The 22261-nt window shown below is 70.5% G+C and carries 22 protein-coding genes; 10 read left to right on the top strand and 12 right to left on the bottom strand.

Going from position 1 to position 22261, the window contains the following annotated elements:
* Window positions 1-66 precede the first annotated feature (66 nt).
* Both ACQ859_RS24675 and ACQ859_RS24680 read left to right on the top strand, forming a co-directional pair.
* Entirely contained in the window at window positions 67-1446 is a 1380-nt protein-coding gene (locus ACQ859_RS24675) for an alpha/beta hydrolase family protein (protein WP_431263187.1), read from the top strand.
* A gap of 67 nt (window positions 1447-1513) precedes the next feature.
* The gene (locus tag ACQ859_RS24680; protein WP_421035939.1) at window positions 1514-1666 is read left to right on the top strand and encodes a hypothetical protein; all 153 of its coding nucleotides are present in this window, start codon (window positions 1514-1516) and stop codon (window positions 1664-1666) included.
* A gap of 78 nt (window positions 1667-1744) precedes the next feature.
* On the opposite strand, the gene ACQ859_RS24685 is transcribed toward ACQ859_RS24680, so the two are convergent.
* The 3 genes from ACQ859_RS24685 to ACQ859_RS24695 all read right to left on the bottom strand — a co-directional run bounded on the left by ACQ859_RS24685 (window position 1745) and on the right by ACQ859_RS24695 (window position 3158).
* A complete protein-coding gene (locus ACQ859_RS24685) occupies window positions 1745-1927 on the bottom strand; it encodes a CsbD family protein (protein ID WP_067275857.1) in 183 nt (60 codons plus the stop codon).
* A 161-nt stretch (window positions 1928-2088) separates the two neighbouring features.
* Window positions 2089-2409, bottom strand: a complete 321-nt coding sequence (locus ACQ859_RS24690; RefSeq protein WP_431263188.1) for a hypothetical protein — start codon at window positions 2407-2409, stop codon at window positions 2089-2091.
* Window positions 2410-2582: 173 nt separating this feature from the next.
* A complete protein-coding gene (locus ACQ859_RS24695; protein ID WP_431263189.1) occupies window positions 2583-3158 on the bottom strand; it encodes a hypothetical protein in 576 nt (191 codons plus the stop codon).
* Window positions 3159-3421: 263 nt separating this feature from the next.
* On the opposite strand from ACQ859_RS24695, the gene ACQ859_RS24700 reads away from it, so the two are divergent.
* Window positions 3422-3640, top strand: a complete 219-nt coding sequence (locus ACQ859_RS24700; protein ID WP_431263190.1) for a tautomerase family protein — start codon at window positions 3422-3424, stop codon at window positions 3638-3640.
* A gap of 30 nt (window positions 3641-3670) precedes the next feature.
* Here the strand turns inward: ACQ859_RS24700 and ACQ859_RS24705 are convergent, their stop codons facing one another.
* Complete coding sequence (locus ACQ859_RS24705) at window positions 3671-4582, bottom strand: LysR family transcriptional regulator (RefSeq protein WP_431263191.1); 912 nt, start codon at window positions 4580-4582, stop codon at window positions 3671-3673.
* 90 nt (window positions 4583-4672) lie between these two features.
* Here ACQ859_RS24705 and ACQ859_RS24710 point away from each other — a divergent pair, with 90 nt between their 5' ends.
* Both ACQ859_RS24710 and ACQ859_RS24715 read left to right on the top strand, forming a co-directional pair.
* Complete coding sequence (locus tag ACQ859_RS24710) at window positions 4673-5533, top strand: inositol monophosphatase family protein (RefSeq protein WP_431263192.1); 861 nt, start codon at window positions 4673-4675, stop codon at window positions 5531-5533.
* On the top strand, window positions 5530-6192 hold the full coding sequence (locus tag ACQ859_RS24715) for an NADPH-dependent F420 reductase (protein ID WP_431263193.1): 663 nt from the start codon (window positions 5530-5532) through the stop codon (window positions 6190-6192). Before ACQ859_RS24710 ends, ACQ859_RS24715 begins: the two co-directional genes overlap by 4 nt.
* Before the next feature lie 78 nt (window positions 6193-6270).
* On the opposite strand, the gene ACQ859_RS24720 is transcribed toward ACQ859_RS24715, so the two are convergent.
* The 6 genes from ACQ859_RS24720 to ACQ859_RS24745 form a co-directional block, all read right to left on the bottom strand.
* A complete protein-coding gene (locus ACQ859_RS24720) occupies window positions 6271-7533 on the bottom strand; it encodes an NAD(P)/FAD-dependent oxidoreductase (protein WP_431263194.1) in 1263 nt (420 codons plus the stop codon).
* A 69-nt stretch (window positions 7534-7602) separates the two neighbouring features.
* Window positions 7603-8886, bottom strand: a complete 1284-nt coding sequence (locus ACQ859_RS24725) for an alginate lyase family protein (RefSeq protein ID WP_431263195.1) — start codon at window positions 8884-8886, stop codon at window positions 7603-7605.
* Window positions 8883-9911, bottom strand: a complete 1029-nt coding sequence (locus ACQ859_RS24730) for an ABC transporter ATP-binding protein (protein ID WP_431263196.1) — start codon at window positions 9909-9911, stop codon at window positions 8883-8885. The genes ACQ859_RS24725 and ACQ859_RS24730 overlap by 4 nt, the downstream gene beginning before the upstream one ends.
* 5 nt (window positions 9912-9916) lie before the next feature.
* Entirely contained in the window at window positions 9917-10762 is an 846-nt protein-coding gene (locus ACQ859_RS24735; protein ID WP_431263197.1) for a carbohydrate ABC transporter permease, read from the bottom strand.
* Window positions 10763-10770: 8 nt separating this feature from the next.
* Window positions 10771-11640, bottom strand: a complete 870-nt coding sequence (locus tag ACQ859_RS24740) for a carbohydrate ABC transporter permease (protein WP_431263198.1) — start codon at window positions 11638-11640, stop codon at window positions 10771-10773.
* A complete protein-coding gene (locus ACQ859_RS24745) occupies window positions 11637-12947 on the bottom strand; it encodes an ABC transporter substrate-binding protein (protein ID WP_431263199.1) in 1311 nt (436 codons plus the stop codon). The genes ACQ859_RS24740 and ACQ859_RS24745 overlap by 4 nt, the downstream gene beginning before the upstream one ends.
* A 194-nt stretch (window positions 12948-13141) precedes the next feature.
* Between ACQ859_RS24745 and ACQ859_RS24750 the strand changes: the two genes are divergently transcribed.
* On the top strand, window positions 13142-13879 hold the full coding sequence (locus ACQ859_RS24750) for a LacI family DNA-binding transcriptional regulator (protein WP_431263200.1): 738 nt from the start codon (window positions 13142-13144) through the stop codon (window positions 13877-13879).
* Window positions 13858-14142 carry a substrate-binding domain-containing protein gene (locus tag ACQ859_RS24755; RefSeq protein WP_431266648.1) on the top strand — a complete coding sequence of 95 codons (285 nt, stop codon included), beginning with the start codon at window positions 13858-13860 and terminating at the stop codon, window positions 14140-14142. Before ACQ859_RS24750 ends, ACQ859_RS24755 begins: the two co-directional genes overlap by 22 nt.
* 26 nt (window positions 14143-14168) lie before the next feature.
* Here ACQ859_RS24755 and ACQ859_RS24760 read toward each other — a convergent pair whose 3' ends face one another.
* The gene (locus tag ACQ859_RS24760) at window positions 14169-15164 is read right to left on the bottom strand and encodes a LacI family DNA-binding transcriptional regulator (RefSeq protein WP_431263201.1); all 996 of its coding nucleotides are present in this window, start codon (window positions 15162-15164) and stop codon (window positions 14169-14171) included.
* Between the two features lie 64 nt (window positions 15165-15228).
* Between ACQ859_RS24760 and ACQ859_RS24765 the strand changes: the two genes are divergently transcribed.
* The 3 genes from ACQ859_RS24765 (at window position 15229) to kduD (ending at window position 20382) form a co-directional block, all read left to right on the top strand.
* Complete coding sequence (locus ACQ859_RS24765; protein WP_431263202.1) at window positions 15229-17055, top strand: hypothetical protein; 1827 nt, start codon at window positions 15229-15231, stop codon at window positions 17053-17055.
* Between the two features lie 38 nt (window positions 17056-17093).
* A complete protein-coding gene (locus ACQ859_RS24770) occupies window positions 17094-19601 on the top strand; it encodes a TonB-dependent receptor (RefSeq protein ID WP_431263203.1) in 2508 nt (835 codons plus the stop codon).
* A 79-nt stretch (window positions 19602-19680) separates the two neighbouring features.
* Window positions 19681-20382, top strand: a complete 702-nt coding sequence (kduD, locus tag ACQ859_RS24775; RefSeq protein ID WP_431263204.1) for a 2-dehydro-3-deoxy-D-gluconate 5-dehydrogenase KduD — start codon at window positions 19681-19683, stop codon at window positions 20380-20382.
* A gap of 76 nt (window positions 20383-20458) precedes the next feature.
* Here kduD and ACQ859_RS24780 read toward each other — a convergent pair whose 3' ends face one another.
* Window positions 20459-22123: an ATP-binding protein gene (locus tag ACQ859_RS24780; protein ID WP_431263205.1), complete on the bottom strand. Its 1665-nt coding sequence runs from the start codon at window positions 22121-22123 to the stop codon at window positions 20459-20461.
* Window positions 22124-22261 lie beyond the last annotated feature (138 nt).

The following is a 22261-nucleotide window of genomic DNA, read 5'->3' on the forward strand; positions in this document are numbered from 1 at the left end:
CCGTCGCCTTGAGCCAGGCCGGCACCGAGACTCCGGGCTCCGATGACCGAGCCTCGAGGGAGAAGAATGACATCACTGGTCCTGCTGCCGCTTTGGGCGGCACTGGCGGCGACGCCTGCCGCTGCCGCGACCGTGGCCGAGCCCGTGCAGACGGCCCCGCCGACTGCGGCCGTCCCGGCGGCGACCGCCTGTCTGGTCGGGGCCTACCGATTGGAGGACGGCCAGACCCTGGACCTGGCGCCAGCCCGAGGCGATACCTTGCGGTGGACGGCCTTCAACGGCGAGACAGGCCGGTTGCGTCCGTCATCCCACGGGGTGTGGACCAGCACCTTCGGTTGGTCCGACCAGCCGACGAAGGACACCTTGTCATCGACCGACTGCGCCACCGGCGAGATCACCTTCGGCGCACAGCGCGGCAAGCGCCTCGCCTTCGATGTCACCGAGACCCGGTTCGATGCCGGCGGCGTCCCGCTGGCCGGTCGTCTCGTGATGCCGCGCGGCCAGGGACCGGTGCCCGTCGTCGTGCTCCTGCACGGCTCCGAGACGGACTCCGCGCTTGACGGCAACGCGCTTCAGCGCATGCTTCCGGCGGAAGGTATCGGCGCCTTCGTCTTCGACAAGCGGGGGACCGGCGCCTCCGGCGGCGCGTACACGCAGGACATCAGCCGGCTGGCCGACGACGCGGTCCAGGCCATGCGGGAGGCGCGCCGCCTGGCGGGACCGCGCGCCGGTCGCGTCGGTTATCAGGGCGGCAGCCAGGGCGGCTGGGTCGCGCCGCTGGCGGCCGACCGCGCGCCGTTGGACTTCGCGATCGTGAGCTTCGGGTTGACGGTCTCCATGCTCGAACAGGACTTGCAGAGCGTCGCGCTCGAGATGCGCGCCAACCGGTATTCCGCGCAGGACACCGAGAAGGCGCTCGCGCTGACGCGCGCCGGCCAGAAGGTCATCGAAACGCGCGGCAAGGAAGGCTACGAGGCGTTCGACGCCTTGCGCTCGGCATACAGGTCGCAGCCGTGGTTCAAGGACGTGCGCGGCAACTTCCTGCATCTGGTGCTGCCGCTCGACAAGACGCAGATCGTCGAGGGACTGAACACGACCTACAAGTTCGACGTGTCCTTCCGCTACGACCCGATGCCGACGCTGCGTGCCTCACGCACGCCGCAGCTGTGGGTGCTCGGCGCGGACGACCGCGTGGCGCCGAGCGCCGGCGCCGCAGCCGATGTCCGGTCGCTGATCGCCGCGGGCAAGCGCTACACGCTGGCGATCTATCCCGGGGCCGATCACGGGATGACCGAGTTCGAGACCGCGCCGGACGGCCGGCGCGTCTCGACGCGTTACGCCGAAGGCTACTTCGCGATGATGCGGGACTTCATCCGGGACGGCCGTGTCGAGGCCGCCGACGGTCGTTACGGGAAGGCCGTCGTGGCGTTGCCACTGGCGAAGTGACTGGAGGGCGTCGGCAGTAGTAGAGTGCCGCCATCACGACCCTGAACCACCTGAAGGAAACCGAGCCATGGCAAAAGGCGAGCAACGCAACGACAAGGCCAACAAGAAGCCGAAGAAGGACACCAGCACGCCCAAGGAGTCGTCCTCCGTCTCCACCCGGCCCGTCGCGCCGATGACGGCCGTGATGCCCAAGGGCAAGCTGAAGAACAAGCCGGCCTGATCCGGGAACCGTCCGATCCGGAACATGAAAAACGCCGGCGGGACGCGAGTCCCGCCGGCGTTGTCATTGGCGCAGGGGTCAGTGCTTGCCTGCGTCCTTGGCCGCTTCCTTCACGTCGCCGTAGGCCTTCTGGGCCTTGCCGTCGACCTGCTTGGCCAGGCCCTTGGCCTGCTGTTCGGTGCTGCCGATGACCTCACCGGTCTTCTGCTGCACCTTGCCTGCTGCGTCCTTGACGGCGCCCTTCACTTGGTCCTTGTTCATCGTCTACTCCAGAAAGTTACTGCGTATCTCGCAGGGTGCGATGGCACGGACTTGATCCTAGGCTCGGCCCCGGCTGCGGCGTGACGGCGGGCGGCGCGTCCTGCCGTCGGTGTGGTCCTACAGGCCGTTAACGCGCCGTCTGCAGGCTGTCCACAGCGCGTCTACAGCCCGTCGCACTCCCGCGCGAACGGGTTGCGCCGCGGCATGTTGGCGATCTCCTGCAAGGTCCACAGCTCGGCGGGCGTCATGTGGACCAGTTCGCCGAGCGCCGGCAACCGGTCCGTCGGGATCGTGCGGCCGCCGGTGCGGGCCTCGCTGACGTGCTGGCGGGGGACTTTCAGGTGGCGGGCCAACGCGGCCTGGCTGCCGCACAGACGCACGGCGCGGTCGACGGCGCCTTGCCAGGTCGACGACGGCGTCGCCGCGTCGATGTCGCGAACGCCCGCGAAGGCGCCCACAAAGAGGGTTCCAAGAGTTTCCATGACGAAGGATCCTGCTGCCGCTTCAGCGACAACCGATGGCGCCGCGTCGTCCTGCGGGCGACGGCGGCGTGACCTCATCGGGCGGGCGCGGCGACGGCGCCCGGACGATGCGGAACGGCGGAACGCGCGACGTCCGCGCCGGAGCAGGGACGTTTGCGCGCCGTGAAGGCCGTTCAATGCCGGGGCGGTCGCTCCAGCGGCGTGGCACCGACGCTCCGCCAGGACGGCGGCCCGGTCATCGGCCAATCGCCGTTCGCACTCGCGGGCAGGGGAACCCGCGGCATGTCCACGTTCGCCATGGGCAGGACATAGCCACCCAGCGCCGCCGCATCGCTCAAGGACAGCCCGTCGTGGTCGTCCAGCACGACGGTGGGATCGTCGGCCAGGTGATGGTGCCGTTCGAAGAGGCCATGGGCATGGACGTGCGCCGGCTTCGCGCCACGTTGGAACTGCGCCTGGACCTGCTGCTGCCGTGCCCGCGCGGTGTCGAGGACCTGCGAGGCCTCCTGACCCGCGAGCGCCTGCAGCCCTTGATGGACCAGATCTCGCCAGGCCTGCGCCAGCGATCGTCCCTCGTGCTCATGATCGGTCGCGGTGCGGTGGTGATGCGCCGGGCCGAGCGTCGTCAGCCGCGCGCCCGCGGCGCCGTACAGCGGGACCGCGGCGCACAGCAGCAACAGCAGCACGCCTCGCGCCCGGCGGAGCCAGCCGGCGAAGGTGCGGGCGAGGGATCCGGTCGCTGAGCGCATCGCGACGCAGGGTCGCCGAGCTTCGTGTCAACCGCATGACCGGGCACCAGGGGGCGCACGGCGTCCCGGATTCTCGGGGCGCCCTCCCCGGGAAGCGCTCCTGGCCGCCCCTTGGCCGGCGTTCCCGGTGGGGGCCTCGGATTTCGCGGTCGGATCGCATTGTTGACGTCCGTTGGCATGTGAAGCCGGCGGGCGCCCCTTTGTCGACCCGCGTCGATTGCGAAGAATCCACCCCGTCATCACTTCATCTGAACGAGGCCCGCATGCCCTTCGCCAACATCAAGCTTCCCGAAGGCGTCGCCGACGCCGCCCGCAAGGAGGAAATCATCCACCGCGTCACGGCCATGTTCGTCGAGTACTTCGGCGAAGCGGCGCGTCCCTACACGATGGTCCTGGTCGACGAGGTCGCCGACGGCGGCTGGGGCCGCGCCGACGAGACGCTGACGCTCGAGAAGATGGGGCTCAAGCCGAAGCAGGCGTAGGCGTAGGCGTAGGCGTCATCAGGACGTCGTTCAGGCGTCGCCTGGCGCGAGCAGCATCGCCACGAGGCGGCGGACCTGCCCGCGCAGCCAGGCATGGGCCTGGTCGCCCTCATGGCGCCGATGCCAGGTGGCCACGACGGGCAATGCCGGCGTGCGCAGCGGCATCGGCACCACCTTGAGCTTCAGTGCCCGCGCGGCGCCCACGCCGATCCGTTCGGGCACCAGCGTCAACAGATCGGCGCCAGCGACCCACACCAATGCCGTTGCAGCCGTGGGAGCGGCGGCCACCACGCGCCGCGCCAGCCCTTGGGCGGCCAGCGCATCGTCCACCGCGTCGCGCAACCGGCCGCGTCGCGAGACCGTGACGTGGTCCGCCTGCGCGTAGTCGCGCAAGGTCAGCTTGCGGCCCGCCAGCGGATGACGGGCGCGCATCACCACCATCGGCCGGTCCTCGCCGAGGACCTCGTGCAGCAGCTCCGCCTGCGTCGGGATGGCCGCGCCGATCTGCAGGTCGACCTGCCCCTGCCGCAGTTCCTGCGCGTCGGACGCGCCCTCCGCCGGCATGCGCAGCACCGCCAGCGGCGCGTCCTTGCGCAGCGCGGCCAGCAGCGGCGGACCGAGGGCCGCGGCCAGCGCATCGTGGCACTGGATCGTGAAGGTCCGCGCCACCTCGGCGATGTCGAACCGGCTCTGCCGCGCCAGCACCGTCCGTGCCCGCAGCACCACGTCATGCACATCCGTCTGGATGGACAGCGCATAGGGCGTGGGCGTCATGGCGCGGCCGTTGCGCACCAGGATCGCGTCGCCGGTCATGTGGCGGATCCGGTCCAGCGTGCGGCTCATCGCCGGCGAACTCACATGCATGCGCGCCGCCGCGCCGCCCACGCTGCCTTCGTCCAGCAGCGCATCCAGCGCCACGAGCAGGTTCATGTCCAGTTGCATGATGGTTAACTCACCGGTTAGATCAATTGATTTGATGTTAATCGGCCGGCTGCCAACAATCGATCCCATCGACACCCCCTGGCCTACCCCATGACCTCCTTCGACACTGACCTCCGCGCCGCCGAGCGGCTCGCCGACATCGCCGCCGCCGCTCCGCAGGACGGCGCCGTGCTGGCCGCCGCCGTCGCGGCCGTCCGGCTCACCGGCCGGCATCTGCTGGCGACATTCAGCGAACGGACCCGGACGCCCGACGACCTCGAGCGCTTGATCCACGCCATCCACGCCAACGACGACGCGTCGCTCACCATCGCCCGCCGGCTGCTGGAACGCGCCGTTCCGGCGGCGGGCTGGGTGGACGACGAACTCGAAGGCGGCGAACTTCCCCACGGGGACTGGTGGATCTTCGACGCCGTGGAGGGCAACGTGAACCATGTGCACGGCCTGTCCGAATGGGGCATCAGCGCGACGCTCGTGCGCGACGGCGCACCGCAACTCACGGCCGTGTACGAGCCCGTGGCCGACCGGCTCTACACGGCGGTGCGCGGCAGCGGCCTCGCGGCGGTCAACGGCGACCCCTTGCGACCGTCGACCAAGACCGAACTGAAGGCGGCCATCGTGACCACCGGTCAGGCCAAGCCCGGAGAATCCGCGCAGACCTACCAACGGATCGGCGCGTCGGTGACGGCGATGCTGAACGCCGCGCTGGTGGTGCGGATGACGGTGCCGGCCACCTTCCAGCTCGGACAGGTCGCCGGTGGGCAGACGGACGCCTTCTGGCAGCACAGCGATGTGCGGTCCGGCCTCGCGGCCGGCGCGCTGCTGGTGTCCGAGGCCGGCGGCTCGGTGACCGACCTGCAGGGCCGGCCCTGGACGTTCGCCAGCAAGGACTTCCTCGCCTGCGCGCCGGGCATCCGGCGCGAGGCGCTGACCGTCCTGGGAGCCCTGGCATGAGCACCGACCTGCCACCCGTCAGCATCCTCGGCGCCGGACGTGTCGGCGCCAACCTGGCGCGCGCCTTCGCCGAACGGGGTCACGCCGTGACCGTCGGGCATCGCACGCCGTCCACGGGCGCCCTGGCCTGGCAGGGACCGCCGGTCCGCCACGCCACGCTGGCCGAGGCCGCCGCGGCTTCGCCGGTCGTCTTCCATGCGACGCCGGGCCACACTGCGCTGGACCTGCTCACCAGCCTGCGCGTCCCGTTGCGGGACAAGGTGCTGGTGGACGTCTCCAACGCCACCGTGCGTCAGCCCAACGGCGCGCCGGGCGACCTGCTGTATCCGGACGGCAGCCTGGCCCAGCGCCTCCAGGCGGCGCTGCCGGAGACCCGCGTGGTGAAGGCGCTGAACACGATGTTCTTCAGCGTCATGACCGCGCCGCGCAGCCTGGCCACGCCGGCGCAGGCCTTCCTCAGCGCGGAGGATCCCGCCGCCAAGGCGCAGGTGCGGGCGCTGCTGGCCTCGCTGGGCTGGCCGGACGAGTGGATCCTCGACCTCAGCGGCATCGCCAGCGCGCGCGCCACCGAGGCCATGATCCTGATGGCACCGCACATCGTGGCGGCCAAGGGGTTCAAGCCGTTCGCGTTGACGGTCGCGTCGACGGCTGGCGCCTGATCTCGGCACGAATCTGCGCCGGCATTTGCGGCTCATTATTTGAGCCGCATTTCGTCAAATGCGGCTCACGCGCCCGATTCAGCCCAGGTAGGCCGCCGCGCCGTCCCCGGCGACCAGGCCGCTGGCCAGGGACGCCGTCAGCAGATAACCGCCCGTCGGCGCCTCCCAGTCCAGCATCTCGCCGGCGACGAACACACCGGGACGCGCCGTCAGCATCAGACGCTCGTCCAGCGACTCGATCGTCACGCCGCCCGCGGTGCTGATGGCTTCTGCCACAGGCCGCGCGGCGCGCAGGCGCAGCGGCAGTGCTTTCAACGTGCGGGCCAGCGTCGCCGTGTCGGCGTACTCGTCCTTCGTGAGCACCTCGTGCAGCAGGCCGGCCTTCAGGCCTTCGATGTTCAGGCGGCTCTTCAAGTGCGAGGACAGCGAGCGCGAGCCGCGCGGATGGGCCACCTGCTCCAGCACCCAGGCCGCGTCGCGGCCCGGCAGCAGGTCCAGGTGGACCAGCGCCTCGCCGTCGCGCTCGATCTTCTCGCGCAGCAGCGCGGAAGCGGCGTAGACCAGCGAGCCTTCGATGCCGGTCGCGGTCACGACGAATTCGCCCTGGCGCGAGAACTGCCGGCCGTCGACGCCTTCGGCGCTCAGCGCCACCGGCTTGAGCGGCTGTCCGGCGAACTTGTCGGCGAAGAACGGCGACCAGCCAGGCGCCGCGCCGTCGCGGGTGGTCCCGAGATCGAAGCCGCAATTGGCGGCCCGCAGCGGCGACACGGTCGCGCCGACGTCGGCGAGCAGCGGCGCCCAGGCGCCGTCCGAGCCCAGTTGCGGCCACGAGGCGCCGCCCAGCGCGAGCACGACGGCGTCCGCGCTCACGGTCGTCTCGCCCTCGGGGGAGCTGAAACGCAGCGCGCCGTCCGCGTCCCAGCCGAGCCAGCGATGGCGCATGTGGAAACGCACGCCCTGCGTGCGCAGGCGGGACAGCCAGGCCCGCAGCATCGGCGCGGCCTTGAGGTCCTTGGGGAAGACGCGCCCGGACGTGCCGACGAAGGTCTCGACGCCGAGGCCCTGGGCCCAGGCGCGCAGCGCTTCGCCGTCGAAGCGGTCGAGCCAGGTACCGACCGCGGCCTGGCGCTCGAAGTAGCGCGAGTCGAAATCGGGACGCGACTCCGAGTGCGTCAGGTTGAGGCCGCCCTTGCCCGCGAGGAGGAACTTGCGGCCGACCGAGGCCATGGCATCGTAGAGGTCGACGGAGAGCCCGGCATGGGCGAGACGCTCGGCGGCCATGAGGCCGGCGGGGCCGCCGCCGATGACGACGACGTGGCGGGAGGATTCGGAGGTAGGCATGGGATGGAGGGTACCGCGCAAGGCCGCGCAGTGTGCCAGAGGCGGCCCGGGGCGCCTCGACGCCGACGCTCACCCCTGCGATGGACGAGCCTCGTCCGGGGTGCCCGGCGGCACGCTCCACAGCAGCCAGTCGACCGCCTCCCTGCGCGCCGGGACGGTAGCGGTCAGCAGTGGCTGATCCACGCCCGTGGAGAAACGCGTCAGCAGCAGGATCGGCGCCAGCTTGGCGGGCTCGATCGCCGGTTCCGTGCTCGTGGCGTGGCGCCAGCGCTCCGGCGAGAGCGCCGCGCTCTGCAGGAGCGCGATGGCGCGCAGCAGACGCGGCTCGCGCCAGAGGTCCACCTCGCTGCCCTGCCCGTAGCGCGCCAGGCGCGTGGCAGCTTCCAGATTGAACGCGCTGTAGTGGAAGGGCCGCGTGCGCGCGAGTTCGAGCGGCATGCGGCCATCGTCCTCGATCTGCGGCTTGAAGCGCCGCGCCGCCACGGTCGCCAAGCGCTCCTTCGCCTTCGCCGCTTCGCCGGTGAAGCGCAGGTAGTTCACCAGCTGCGCGTCGAAGAACATGCCGTGGTTATTGTCCGCGGCATCCTCGTCGCGGGCGATCGGGCTGGTCTGCATCCACTGCGTGAATTCGACGAACCACTGGCGCAACGCGGCGAGATCGGCATCGGACAAGACGCCGCGCGCGTTCAGCAACAGGGCGGCGTCGATGACCATCCAGAGATGGCGGGTGTCGATGAGGCCTTCCGCCCTGCCCTCGACGACGCCGGGGATCGCCTGCCCGTAGCGCAGGTGGGGCCGCATCCGCGTGCGGGGCGCGAGGAACCAGTGGCGCAGCGCCTCGGCCGCTTTCTCCGCATGATCGTCCGGCGCGCCGAGATGATGCGCGAGCGTGAGGTCGAAGACATCGCGGCAGAACGCGACCATGCGGTCGGAGTCCAGCGCGTCCCCGGCGACCTTCGGATTGCGCTGGCCGTCGCGGCGGATGTACGGCAGTCCGTCCGGCGTCGCGGGGTTGGGCCACCAGTAGGGCCCCATGCTCAGGTAGTCGTTGCGCGAGCCCGACGGCGGCAGCATCGTCTTGTCGGCGACGCTGCGCAGCGGCGTCTTCAGCGCCTTGGCGGCCCGGGTCCGCAGCGCCGCATGGGCTGCGGCCAGACTGTCGTCCCCCGCGCGCAGACGACGGCGCGTCTCGTCGAGGGCGCCGTGGTCCAAGGTCACCAGCGTCACCGACGGCGGGTCCGCCGACGTCGCCTGAGCACGGTTCGTCGACAGGCCAAGCGGAACGCCCACGAACACTCCCATCCGCAATCCCAGTGGCAGGCCCAGCACCACGTCACGGCGCCGCACGCTCATACCGCCTCCTGCCGCAGGCCGCTCTGCGCATCGAAGAAATGCAGATGCCTGCGCAGGGCCGAGACGCTGACGGTGCTGCCGTTGCGGAGGTCCGGCCGGTCGGGCACGTTGACGACCAGCGGGCCGGCGGCGCTCTGCAGGTTGAGCTGCGACTGCGCGCCCATGAACTCGATGGACTCGACCCGGCAGTCGAAGGCGACCGCCGCATCGGGAACGCGGCCCAGCTGCAGATGCTCCGGCCGCACGCCGAGCTGCAGGCGCGTCGTGTCCAGCGCGGTGCCCAGCTCGCCCGGCAAGGGACAGAAGTTCATCGCCGGAGACCCGATGAAACCGGCGACGAACCGGTTCGCCGGACGGTCGTAGAGCTCGGTGGGACTGCCGCTCTGCTCGACGCGGCCGTCGCGCAGCACGACGATGGTGTCGCCCATGGTCATGGCCTCGACCTGGTCGTGGGTCACGTACACCGAGGTCGTGCGCAGGCGCGCATGCAGCGCACGGATCTCCTGTCGCACCGCGCTGCGCAGCGCCGCGTCGAGGTTGGACAGCGGCTCGTCGAACAGGAAGGCCGCCGGCTCCCGCACCATCGCGCGGCCCATGGCCACGCGCTGCCGCTGGCCGCCGGAGAGCGCGGCCGGCCGGCGCTCCATCAGCGGTTCCAGGCTCAGCATGCGGGCGACCTCGTCGACGCGGCGGCGGATCTCCTCGGCCGGCCGCTTCATCAGCTTGAGGCCGAAGCCCATGTTCTCCCGCACCGTCATCTGCGGATAGAGCGCGTAGCTCTGGAAGACCATCGCGATGTCGCGCGCCTTGGGCGGCTCGCGCGTCACGTCGCGCCCGCCGATGAAGAGCTGGCCGCTGGTCGCCTCCTCCAGCCCCGCGATCGTGCGCAGCAGCGTCGACTTCCCGGAGCCGCTGGGCCCCACGAGCACGCAGAACTCCCCGTCCGCGATGGACAGCGAGACATCCTTGATGACGTCGACATGGGCGAAACGCTTGCCCACGCCTTTGAGTTCGATGGTGGCCACGCTCACTAGCCTTTCACGGCACCGGCCAGCAGGCCGCGGTTGAAGGATTTCTGCAGACCCAGATAGACGAGGATGCTGGGCAGCATGGCGATCACGCTGATCGCGATGAACACGGCGGGTTTCATCGTCTCGTCCGCGCGCACGGTGGCCAGCGCCACCGGCAGCGTGTAGAGCGACTCGTCGTTGGTCACGAGCAGCGGCAGCAGGTACTGGTCCCAGATCATGATGAAGCCGAAGACCGCCGCGCTGCCCAGCGCCGGCCGGCACAGCGGCAGGACGACGTGCCGGAAGATCTGCCAGTCGCTGGCGCCGTCGACGCGCGCGGCCTCCTCGAGGTCGATCGGGATGGCGCGCATGAACTCGCTGAGCATGAAGATGGAGAAGCCCCAGCCGACCACCGGCAGGATCATCCCGAGGTGGGTGTCATGCAGACTGACGCCCACCAGCGGCAACTGACCCAGCACGAGGAACAACGGGATCGCGATGACCTCGTCCGGCAGCATCATGGTCGACAGGATCAGGAAGCTGACCAGGGCCAGGCCGCGGAAGCGCTTGCGCGCCAGCGCATAGGCGGCCAGCGCGCTGACCGCGAGCTGCAGCACCGTGCCCACCAGCACGACGATCATCGAGTTCAGCAGGTAGCGCCAGACCTTGGCCTCCACCCAGGCGTAGCGGAAGTTCTCCCAGGTCGGCTGCTCCGGCCACCACAGCAGCCGGCCCGGCGCGATGGTGACGCCGGAGAGCGCCGTCATCAGGAAGGCCCAGAAGGGGCCGGCGAACACGACCAGCACCAGGCCGTAGAACAGCACGCGCAGCGGCGCGGCGAGCGGGGATCTGGAGAACGGGGACATGGACGAGCTCATCGGCGGCGGCGCCAGGCGAGGTAGACGGCGGTGAGCGCCGCGGTGACGAGGAACAGCAGCGTGGAGGCCGCGGCGGCGAAGCCGTAGTCCAGCTCCTGGAAGCCCTGCTTGTAGATCTGCGTCATGACGACTTCGGTGCTGCCCGCCGGGCCGCCGCCGGTGGTCGCGTAGACCTCGGTGAAGACGCGGAAGCCGCGGATGAAGCCCAGCGTGCAGATCACCGTGACGGCGGGCGCTAGGCCGGGCAGCGTCACGCTGGTGAAGCGCTGCCAGGCATTGGCGCCGTCGACCGCCGCGGCGTCGTAGAGCTCGCTGTTGATGCCGGCCAGACCGGCCACGAAGATCACGGTGTCGTAGGGCACGTGCTTCCAGACATGCATGCCGACCAGGGCCGCCAGCGCCTGGGACGGATCGGCCCAGAAGCCCTGCGGGCCCACGCCGGCCAGCCCGATCACGGTGTTGACGACGCCGTCCGGCGTCGGCGCATAGAGGATGCGCCACACCTCGGCGGCGACGGCCGCGCTGGTGACCGCCGGCAGGAACATCGCCGTGCGGATGAAGCGCATGTGCCGTGCCGTCCCCTGCAGCGCCTGCGCCAGCAGCAGCGCGATGGAGGCCGACAGCAGCACGGTGACGACGACGTAGAGCAGCGTGCGGCCGGCCGCGTCGCGCAGCGCGGCGTCGCCGAGGACGCGCTCGAAGTTGTGCCAGCCGACGTAGGTGTCCGCGCCGCCGAAGTTGACCTTGTGGACGCTCATCACCAGGCCCTTGACCATGGGGATGAACTTGAACCACGTGAAGACGAGCAGCGCCGGCGCGAGGAAGAGCCAGGGCGCCCAGCCCGAACGCAAGCGACCGGGACTCATTGCGCCTCCTGACGGGCGAGCTCGGCGTTGAAGCGCTGGTTGAGCGCGCGCAGCTCGCCGGGAATGTCCTGGCTGCAGTGCGCGAGGATGGCGTTGAAGCCGTCCGCCGCGAGCTGCTGCAGCCGGGACCAGTTGCGCGCCTGCGGCATCGGGTGGCCGTGCTGCCGGTACTCGTCCGCCACCATCGCCCAGCGCGCATCGCCGTGGACGGCGCCGGCGTCCAGGTCGTGGTCCACCGGCAGCCGGACGACGGGCAACCCGCCATCGGCCGCCTGCATGCCCAACGTCTGCCCCTGCGGCGAGATCAGGAACTCGACGAAGCGACGCGCCTCATCGGGATGCCGGCCGCGCGTGGTGATGTAGGCCAGCTCGCCGCCGGCCATGCTCGCGCGCTGCCCGGTGGGTCCGGCCGGCAGGGGCACGACCTCGTAGCGGGCGCGGCCCGGCTCCTTGTCGAACAGCGCGATGTGATACGGCCCCGACAGGTAGAGGCCCGCCTGGCCCGAGCTGAAGGCCTTGTTGGTGTCCTGCGTCGCGGCGTTGATGGCGTTGGGCTGGACGCTGCGGTCCTCGCAGACGAGGCGGCGGAAGAAGGTCAGCGTCGCGATCGCGGCCGGCTCGTCCAGCGCGCCGCGGGCGCGACCGTCCGCGCCTCGGCGCTGGAACTCGCCGCCGGCCTGGAAGAGGAAGGAGCTCAGCGAGGCGGCCGCATAACCGCGCGCGGCGGTGCCGGCGACGGCCAGGCCGAAGGTGTCGCGGCGGCCGTTGCCGTCGGGGTCGCGCTCGGTGAAGGCGCGCGACAGCGCGGCCAGTTCGTCCCAGGTGCGCGGCACCGGCAGGCCCAGCTTCTCGCGCCAGTCGCGCCGGATGAAAAGCACATGGGTCTGCACCGACACCGGCACGCCGTAGGTCTTGCCGTCGGGCAGCGTCGCCGCGCGCCACGCGCTGTCCAGCAACCGGTCGCCGCCCGCGATGCGGGTGCGGTCGATCTCGGCGGCCACGCCCATGTTGACCAGCTGACCCGCGGCCCCGATCTCGTTGACGATGACGTCGGGCATGCGACCGCCGACCGCAGCGCGCGCCAGGCGCGGCTCGAAATCGGTCATCGCATTGAAGTACTCGACCCGGATGCCGGTCTGCTTCGTGAAGGCCGCGGCGATCGCGTCGTAGGTCTTGCGGCCGTCCTTGGAGGAGCGCGTCCACACCCTCAAGGGTTCGTCGGCGGGCGCGGACTGAGCCGGACCTGCCAGCGTCAGGAGCAGCAACGGCACGGCCAGCAGCGCCGTCAGCGCCGTCAACGGCCTCACCCCCCGCATCCCCTGCGGGAGCGCCGACGATTTCCTGAAAGAGGTATAGCGGTTAACCATGCACTCATTGTGATGAGGACAAGGCCCGCTGTAAACGTCGACGCATCTAGCGAAAACCCTGGCAACAAAGGCCAACAAAGGGCCTTCCATTTCCTGCCGCGCTCACTATCATTGAAGTTAAACGCTTGACCAAAATGATTAACAAACGACTCCCCACCCTTCGCGACGTCGCCGCTGCGGCGAACGTCTCCACGGCCACCGTGTCGAAGTACTGCAGCGGCAGCGGACGTTTCTCGCCCGCCGTCGAGGCCAGCATCCAGGCCGCCATCGAGCATCTGGGCTACCGCACCAACCACATGGCCCGCTCGATCGCGACCGGGCGCAGCGGCGCGGTCGGACTGGTGGTGCTGGACCTCGGCAACCCGCACTTCACCGGCATCGTCAAGGGCGCGAGCCGCGCCGCGCAGGCCGGCGACTACAGCCTGGCCTTCGTCGACACGTCGGAAAGCCAGGCGCCGGAGCGCCACCTCGTCGAGACGCTGTCGCGGCGGGTGGACGGCCTGGTGGTCAGCTCACGCCTGGCGGACGAATCCATCGAGTGGCTGAACGCGCTGGGCAAGCCAGTCGTCTTCTTCGGCCGCTACGGCCACGCCGGCGTGCACAGCGTCGGCGCCGATGGCTATCAGGCGGGGCTGATGATCGGCCGCCACCTGATGTCGCTGCAGCACCGGCGCGTGACCTACGTGGGGTTCCCGAACTCACGCTGGAACGCGGAACGCATCCGCGGCCTGCGTGAAGCGCTGGCCGAGGCCGGCCGCACGCTGGACATGCTGGACGTCGATGCGCCCTCCCCGAGGCCGGCGAATCGGCCGCGTCCCGGCTGCTGCACGGCGGCGCGCGTCCCGACGCGATCGTCACCTACAACGACCTGATCGCGCTCGGCCTGATGAACGAGGCCCGGGCCCTGGGCGTCAGCATCCCGCGCGACCTGTCCATCGCCAGCTTCGACGACATCGCCTACGGCCGCTACACCAGCCCGACGCTGACCTCGGTCGCGATGAACAGCGAGCGCATGGGCGAGCTGGCGATGCAGCGCCTGCTGCAGTTGATCCACAACGACCTGGAACGCCCTTTCGACGAGGTGCTCGCGCCGCGACTGGTCGTGCGCGAATCCACCGCGCGGCGGGCGTCATGAGCCCGCGGCAGAGGCCATGGGGTGCGTCAGTCGGCGGCTCGCGTCGAGCCCCGCACGACCAGTCGCGGGGTCAGGTCATGCCCGCGCACGGGCGCGTCCTCGCCGGCGATGGTGGCGATCAAATCGCGCATGGCCCACTCGCCGAGCGCGTCGGCATGCAGGTCGACGCTGGTCAGCGGCGGACTCAGGAAGCGGCCGAAGGGCATGTTCTCGATGCCGGCGACCGACACATCCTCCGGCACGGACAGCCCCAGGTGCCGGGCCTCCGACATCAGGCCCATGGCGATGAGGTCGTTGCAGGTGGCGATCGCCTGCGGCCGCTTCTGGCCGAGCAGCAGGCTGGAAGCCACCCGGGCGCCCTCCTCGGCCGTCGGGCTGGTCACCAGGTGCACCGTCAGCGCGACGCCCGCCGCCTGCAGCGCGCGCTGCATGCCCAGCAACCGCTCGGCGTTGCCGGGCTGAGCCTCGCAGGCGATGTAGGCAATGTCGCGGTGGCCCAGGCTCAGCAGGTAGCGGCCCAGCATGGCCGCGGCCTGCTCCTCGCCGCCGGGCGCCTGCGAGGGCTCGCTCGCGCGGTTCAGGTCGACGAAGGGCCGGCCGTAGCTGGACAGCAGCTGACGCGCCTCGGCGGGCAGCGCGGCGGCCAGCACGATGCCGTCCACCTGCATGCCGGTCACGCGGGCCAGCTCGCGGTCGGGCGATTCGCTCTGCAGCAGGTCGACGAAGAGCAGGTCGTAGCCGAGCGCCGTGGCCGCGCGGCTCGCGCCCTTGATGACGGCGGCGGTGTACGGGTTCTCCACGCCGTAGACCAGCGCCGCGATGGCGCCGGAGCGCCCCGTGACCATGCTGCGCGCCGCCAGGTTGGAGCGGTAGCCCACCTGGTCGATGGCCTCGGCGATGCGCCGCTCGACGGCCGCCGTGAAGCGCTGCTTGCCGTTGACGTACTTGGAGACCGCCGCCGTCGATACCCCGGCCAGCTCGGCGACGTCGCGCAGGGTGGCGGGGGATTTGATCGGAGGCATGGGAGGTCTATGAGCGGCAGGCGATGGATGCGGATTCTCGTACAGGACCACGCGGAGCGGAGCCATGATGCGCACTGATCGCCACACCTCTCATGCCACGCCTCATGCCACGTCCCATCAGGGGCGGTCGCTGAACGCGCTGATCCGGGCCGAGGTCCTGCCCCAGCTGGCCGACTACTTCGCGCTGCTAGCCGCCGACGGCCTCGATGCGCGCTTCAACGGCGCGCCGGTGTTCGGCCAGGGCGACGTCTTCCTGCCCGGCAAGATCGCCATCGGCCTGGCGCACCTGCTGACGCTGACGCCGCGCGACGCCGCGCCCTTCGCCGGCTACCTGAGCGGCACGCGGCGGCTGATGACGCTCATCGGCACGCTGCCGATCGAAAGCTGGGGCATCTACTACGCGCTGATGGGGCTGAACCGGTTGCGCAAGGCGGGCCTGCTGGAAGCCGCGGTCGAGCCCGAATGCCTCGCGCGCCTGAAGGTCACGCTGGACTGGCGTCATTTCGTCGAGGCCGACTCGCTGCGGCTCATGGCCCTGCCGACCAACTACTACGGCGTCGCCTTCGGCATCGCGCGGCTGCGCATGCTGATGGGATGGGAGGACGCCAGCGCCGGCGACGCGCTGCTGGCGAAGACGCTGGACCACTACGAACGCTATTCGGGCGAGTTCGGCTTCTCCGACGAGACCGAGGGCGAAGGCCGCTTCGACCGCTACAGCATCCTGCTCGCGGCCGAGTTCTGCGAGCGCTTCATCGAGACCGAGCTGCCGGTCACGCCGAGGCTCACGACCCTGCTGGCCCAGTCCGCGCAACTCGCGCTGCAGTGCGCGAGCGCGGACGGCGACGGCTTCGGATTCGGGCGCAGCATCGGTCCCTACGGCGACACCGGCATCGTCGAGATCCTGGCCACCGCGGCGCGCCTGGGCGTGCTCGACGACGAGGAGCGGCGCTACGCCTACGCCTTCTGCGTGCGGGCGGCGGCCAAGTACGTGGACTTCTGGGTCGACCGCGGCATGAACTCGGTCAACCTGTGGCGGGACGGCCGCCGCACCGACGGCTACCGCGGCACGCATCGCATGCTGGGGGAGAACTTCTCCCTGATCCACCAGTTGCTCTCCACCACCGAGCTGTGGGCCGAGGCCGGCCAGGCTGACGACCTGCCGCCGGACGACCTCGGCGACTGGCTCACGCGGCGCCAGCCGGCCTTCCAGCTCAACTGGTTCGCGCGCGGGCTCTACGAGCGCGCGCTGGTCACGCGACGCGACCGCGGACGGGTCTTCACGCTGCCCCTGATCAACGGCGGCGAGGGCCAGCACGACAACGCGCCGTACTACCCGATCCCGTTCTCGCCGCGCCTCATCGAAGGACTGCCCGAGAGCGGCGCGGACCATCCGCAGCTGCTGCCGCGCCTCGTGCTGGCCGACGGCAGCGTGCTGCTCCCGACGTCCTTCATCCAGGAGATCAAGACCTGGCACGAGGGCGACGAGCAGGTGATCAGCTACCGCCAGCCCGGACTGAACCGGACGGGCGAGCGCGGGCCCGTGCTCGACACGCGCGTGACGCTGACGACCGAGTACCGCTTCGGCCCCGGACGCATCAGCCGCCTCGACGTGCTGCATCCCGATCCGTCGCTGGAGATCGCGTCGCTGAGTCTGGCGTTCGCCTGCTTCTCGTCGGGCGCGCGCGCCGGCGGCTTCGGCGTCGATTTCAACGAAGGCGGCATCGCCCGCTTCGAGGCGCAGGGCTACGACGTCCTCGAGATCCAGGCGCCGCCTCCTCGCGGTCTGGAAGGACTGACCAGCGGGCCCTCGCGCACGCATCTGCAGTTTTCAGGAACGACCTCGCAGAAGGTCGCCCCGCTTCAAGTCCGGTGGACGCTGAGCTACCGGTAGCCAGAGCCGACAGGCACCAAAAAAAATGGAGACAGGCAATGAAGAGGTTCGTACCCGGAAGGACGCCGATCGCCGTCGCACTGCTGACCCTGGCCGCGCAGTCGGCGCAGGCGCAGCAGGCCCAGCCATCGCCGCAGGCGGCACAGACGGCGGAAGCAGCCGCCAAGGCCCAGGCGGATACCAAGGCTGAGGCGCCGCAGGCGGCCAAGCCCAAGGAGGACGCCAGACCCAAGGACGATCCGCCTGCGGAGCGACCGCAGCTGGAGCGCGTCGAGGTCACCGCCAGCAAGCGCGTCGAGCGGCTGGAGAGCGTGCCGCTGGCGATCTCGGTCTTCACCAGCGAGCGGCTGGAGCGCAGCAACGTCCGCTCGCTGGAGGACGTCATCGAGCTGACGCCCGCGCTGACGGTCACCTACGGCTCCACGCCGGCCAACAACGGCCTGAACATGCGCGGCATCGGCACCTCGTCGATCGGCATCGGCGTCGAGTCCGACGTGTCGGTCATCATCGACGACGTCCCCATGAGCGCGCAGTTCATGGCCTTCCGCGACCTGGCCGACGTGCAGCGGGTCGAGGTGCTGAAGGGTCCACAGAGCACGCTGTTCGGCAAGAGCGCCATCGCCGGCGCGATGCTGATCACGACCAAGCCGATCGGCGGCGCGCTGCGCGGCGACGCGAGCGCCTTCATCACCGACGACGGGGAGAAGCGGCTGCGGGTCTCGATGGGCGGCGAGATCGCGCCCCGGCTCGGCCTGCGCATCGCGGCAGCCGGCAGCGAGTTCGACGGCAACCTCAACAACCTCGCCACCGGGAAGAAGGTCAACGGCAGCCGGGACCGCACCCTGATGATGAAGCTGGCGTGGCATCCGACGGACGAGATCGACGTCGAGTTCACGCCGACCTACAACAAGACCCGCAACGACTGCTGCACCTATGCGCTGACCAGCTTCGGGAACCTGCAGAGCGGCTACCTGAGCGGCGTCGCGGCGTTGCCCGCCTCGCTGCTGCTGGCCGGCATCACGCCCGGACCGGCCAACCGCGACGTGCGCATGGACTCGCCGACCGGCATCGAGTCGGAGACCAAGGGCGCTTCGCTGCGGATCAACTACGCCGCACCCAACGGCATGACGCTGACCTCGATCACGTCGACGCAGCGCTACACGGCCAACGACTACCGCGACCAGGACTTCACCGACGTCCACACGCTGCTGTACTTCCCGATCGCCGCGGGCAAGTCCACCGTCGGCCGCGACGCAGGCTACGTGCAGTCCGGCACCTACGTGATCGACTCCAAGACGCAGGAGTTGCGCCTGACCTCGTCGGACACCGGCAACCTGCGCTACGTGGCCGGACTCTGGTGGGCCAGCACGGAGATCGACCGCAGCTTCGTGCGCGGCTTCGACGGCATCGCGCTGTCCACCCCGATCGCGTACTTCGGCGACACCTCCAACCGCAACACCGCGATCTACGGCCAGGCGTCCTGGGAGTTCCGGCCCGGCACGACGCTGGTGGCGGGCCTGCGCCAGAACCACCAGGTCTCGGGTTACGGCCTGACCCTGGGCAATCCGCCGCCGGCTGACTTCACGCCGACGGCGTCCTACTCGAGCCGCCACAACAAGGAGGACTCGACGACCGGCAAGCTCAGCCTGCAGCACCAGTTCACGCCGGGCGTGATGGCCTACGTGATGACCTCGACCGGCTACAAGGGCAAGGCCTACGACATCACCAGCGGGCTGACCGCGCAGACCGCCGCGCAGCAGCCGGTGCCGTCGGAGTCGGCCCGGCACTGGGAGCTGGGGATGAAGGGGAACTTCTTCGCCAACCGGCTGACGGTCAACCTCGCGGCCTTCGACACGCGGTTCAAGGACTACCAGCAGAACTCGGGCGGCTACCTGCCGGGCACCTCGACCTACGTGACCCGCCTGAGCAGCATCGGCGGGGTCCAGACGCGCGGCCTGGAGATGGACGTGGCGGCGCTGGTCACGCCCGACTTCATCGTCAACGCCGACGTGGCCTACACCCGCGCGACGGTCTCCGACTGGCCCAACGCGCCCTGCTACAACGTGGGCGGCACGGCCAACGGCGGCTTCAACCCCGAGTGCGTCCGCAACAACCCCGTCTACGGCGGACAGAACACCCAGGACCTGGCCGGGGGCGTGATGCCCAACGCGCCGCGATGGAAGCTGGGGCTGTCGGGGCGCTACGACCTCGCGTTGACCGACGCCCCGTTCAACCTGTTCTTCAGCGGCAACCTGCGCCACCGCGGCGAGGTGCAGACCAACATCAACCAGGATCCGTCGCTGATGTCGCCGGCGGTGACCGTGGTCAACGTCGGCTTCGGCCTGAAGGCCAAGGGCGGGCGCTACCAGCTCGGGTTCTTCATCAACAACCTGTTCGACCGCCACTACGCCAACACCGGCTTCAGCGGCCTGGGCACCTGGCGCGTGAATCCCACCAACAGCGGCCCTTCCCAGCCCCACACCACGTGGACCCCGGCGCGCGACGCCTTCCGCTACACGGCACTCCGCCTGGACGTGAAGTTCTGACCATGAGCACCCTCCCCTCTTCGACCTCGCCGGCCGCACGGCCGTCGTCACCGGCTGCAACACGGGCCTGGGCCGCGCGATGGCGCTGGGCCTGGCCCAGGCCGGGGCCGACATCGTCGGCATCAACCGCTCCGATCCCGGCGACCTGGCGGCGGCAGTGAGCGCCTTCGGCCGGCGCTACGTGGACCTGAACGCGGACCTCGGCGCCGACCTGTCGGACCGCAGCGACGCGGCCGGTCTCATCGATGCCGCCGCAGCCGCGGTGAACGGACGCATCGACGTGCTGGTCAACAACGCCGGCATCATCCGGCGCCAGGCGGCGATCGACTTCAGCGAGGCCGACTGGGACGAGGTGATGGCGGTCAACCTCGGCGCCGTCTTCCGGCTGTCGCAGGCGGCGGCGCAGCGCTTCGTGACGCAGGGATCGGGCGGGCGGATCGTCAATGTCGCGTCCATGCTGTCCTTCCAGGGCGGCGTCCGCGTCCCGTCGTACACGGCCAGCAAGAGCGGCGTGCTCGGGCTGACCCGCGCGCTGGCCAACGAATGGGCGCCGCTCGGCATCAACGTCAACGCGATCGCGCCAGGCTACATGAGCACCAGCAACACCGCGGCGCTGCGCGAGGACGCCCAACGCAACGAGGCCATCCTGGCGCGCATCCCGGCGGGACGCTGGGGAGATCCGCAGGACCTGACGGGAGCGATCGTGTTCCTGGCCTCGGACGCCGCGCGATACGTGCATGGGCACACGCTGGCGGTGGATGGCGGCTGGCTGGCGCGCTAGCGGACCTGGCGCCAAGGGCGTTAAGGGGGCAAGGGGCAAGGGGCGAGCGCCCTGCGCGGCGCGCGCGTGCTGCCGGCTAGGCCGCGGCCGGCACGGCGGGCAGCTCCAGCGTGAACCGGGACCCCTGCCCGCTCTCGCTGTCGACGAGGATGCGGCCGCCCATGCGCTCCATCAGCTGCTTGCAGATGACGAGCCCGATGCCGTGCCCCGGCTGCTCCACACGCCCCAGCCGGTTGAACGGCTGGAACAGCTGGGAGCGCTGCTCGGGGCTCAGCCCGATGCCGTTGTCGGCCACCTCGATGCGGAAGCCGCGCGGCTCCGCGCAGGCGCGGACCTTCACCCAGCCGCCGCGCCGGTTGTACTTGATGGCGTTGGAGATGAGGTTGTGCAGCACCTGCTCCAGCCGGATGGGATCGGCCTGCACCAGCGGCAGGGTGCTGTCCTCCTCGGGCGTCATGCCGACCTGCAGGTCGACGCCGGCCGCCTCGGCCGCCGGCTGCGCGAGCTCCACCACCCGGCGCAGCAGCGGCCCCGCCTGCAGCGGCAGCGACTGCACGGTCAAGGTGTTCGACTCGACGCGCGACAGCGTCATCATGTCCTCGATCAGCACCAGCAGGTGCTTGGCCGCCTCGTCGATGTGCCGGAGCCGCGATTGCTGCACCTCGTCCAGCGGACGCTTCGGATCGTGGGCGAGCAGTTGGCCGAAGCCCAGCACCGCATTCAGCGGCGTGCGCAGCTCGTGGCTGGCCTGGGACAGGAACTCGCTCTTGGTCTTGCTGGTGACCTCGGCCAGCTCGCGCGCCCGGTCCACGTCCTGCAGCCGCATGCGCTCGACGAGCTCGCGCTGCAGCAGCTCGCCGCGCAGGCGCACCTGGCGCTGCAAGGCGCGGTTCCAGAGCAGCGTCACCCCGAGCCCCGCGGCCACCAGCGCCAGGGCGATGCCCACGCCCCACAAGGTCCGCCGCTGCCAGCGCATCGCCGCCGTGTCCTGCGTGATCCAGCGGTCGGCGATGGCCTGGCGCTCGCTGTCGCCGATGCGCGTCAGCGCCTTGTCCAGGATGCGGCCCAGCATCGGCCAGTCGCGGCGGTAGCCGATGCCCAGGCCGTACGCGAAGCCGATGTCGTCCACCACGCGCAGGTTGCCGATGCCGTCGCGCCGCATCAGGTAGGTCGCGCCGGCCAGGTCCATCACCGCCGCGCCGACCTCGCCGCCGGCCAGCCGGCGCAGCACGGTGCGGTCGTCGATCTCGACCTGCAGCGGGTTGGTCGCGTAGCGGTCGCGCAGGAACTCCGTCACCGCGTAGCCCCGCGCCACCGCCACCGCCTCGCCCGGCCGCAGCGGATCGTCGCCCGCGCCGGCGCGGCGCAGCAGCACCGCCGGCACCGTGATGTAGGGCCGCGTGAAGCCGAAGCGCTGCGCGCGGTCCGGCGTCTCGCGCAAGGACATCTGCACGTCGAGCGTGCCGGCAGCCAGCGCGTCCAGGTTGTCGGCGAAGGGCCGCGGCGGCTGGAATTCGAAGTGCAGCCCGGTGAGCTCCGTCAGGCGCCGCGTGTAGTCCATCGACAGGCCGGTGAGACGGCCTTCCTCGTCGACGTAGGTGAACGGGCCGTAGCTGGCCGAGCCGCCGACCCGCAGCACCGGATGCTGCGCCACCCAGGCGCGTTCCTCGGCCGTCAGCCAGTCCCGCGGGTCCGCATGTCCCTGTCCCGCCAAGGCGAGCCACGCCGCCAGGGCCACCACCAGGATCGGCAGCAGCCGCGGCAGGATGCGGAAGATTCGGGGAGTTCGAACGGGACCACGGGACCATTGTGAGCCCACACCCCCTTTGGAGGGGAAGGGCTCTCCCGCATCCAGGGTGGTCCCTGTCAGAAGTGTCAG

This window comes from Roseateles chitinivorans (assembly GCF_050632235.1).
GTDB lineage: Bacteria > Pseudomonadota > Gammaproteobacteria > Burkholderiales > Burkholderiaceae_C > Roseateles > Roseateles chitinivorans_A.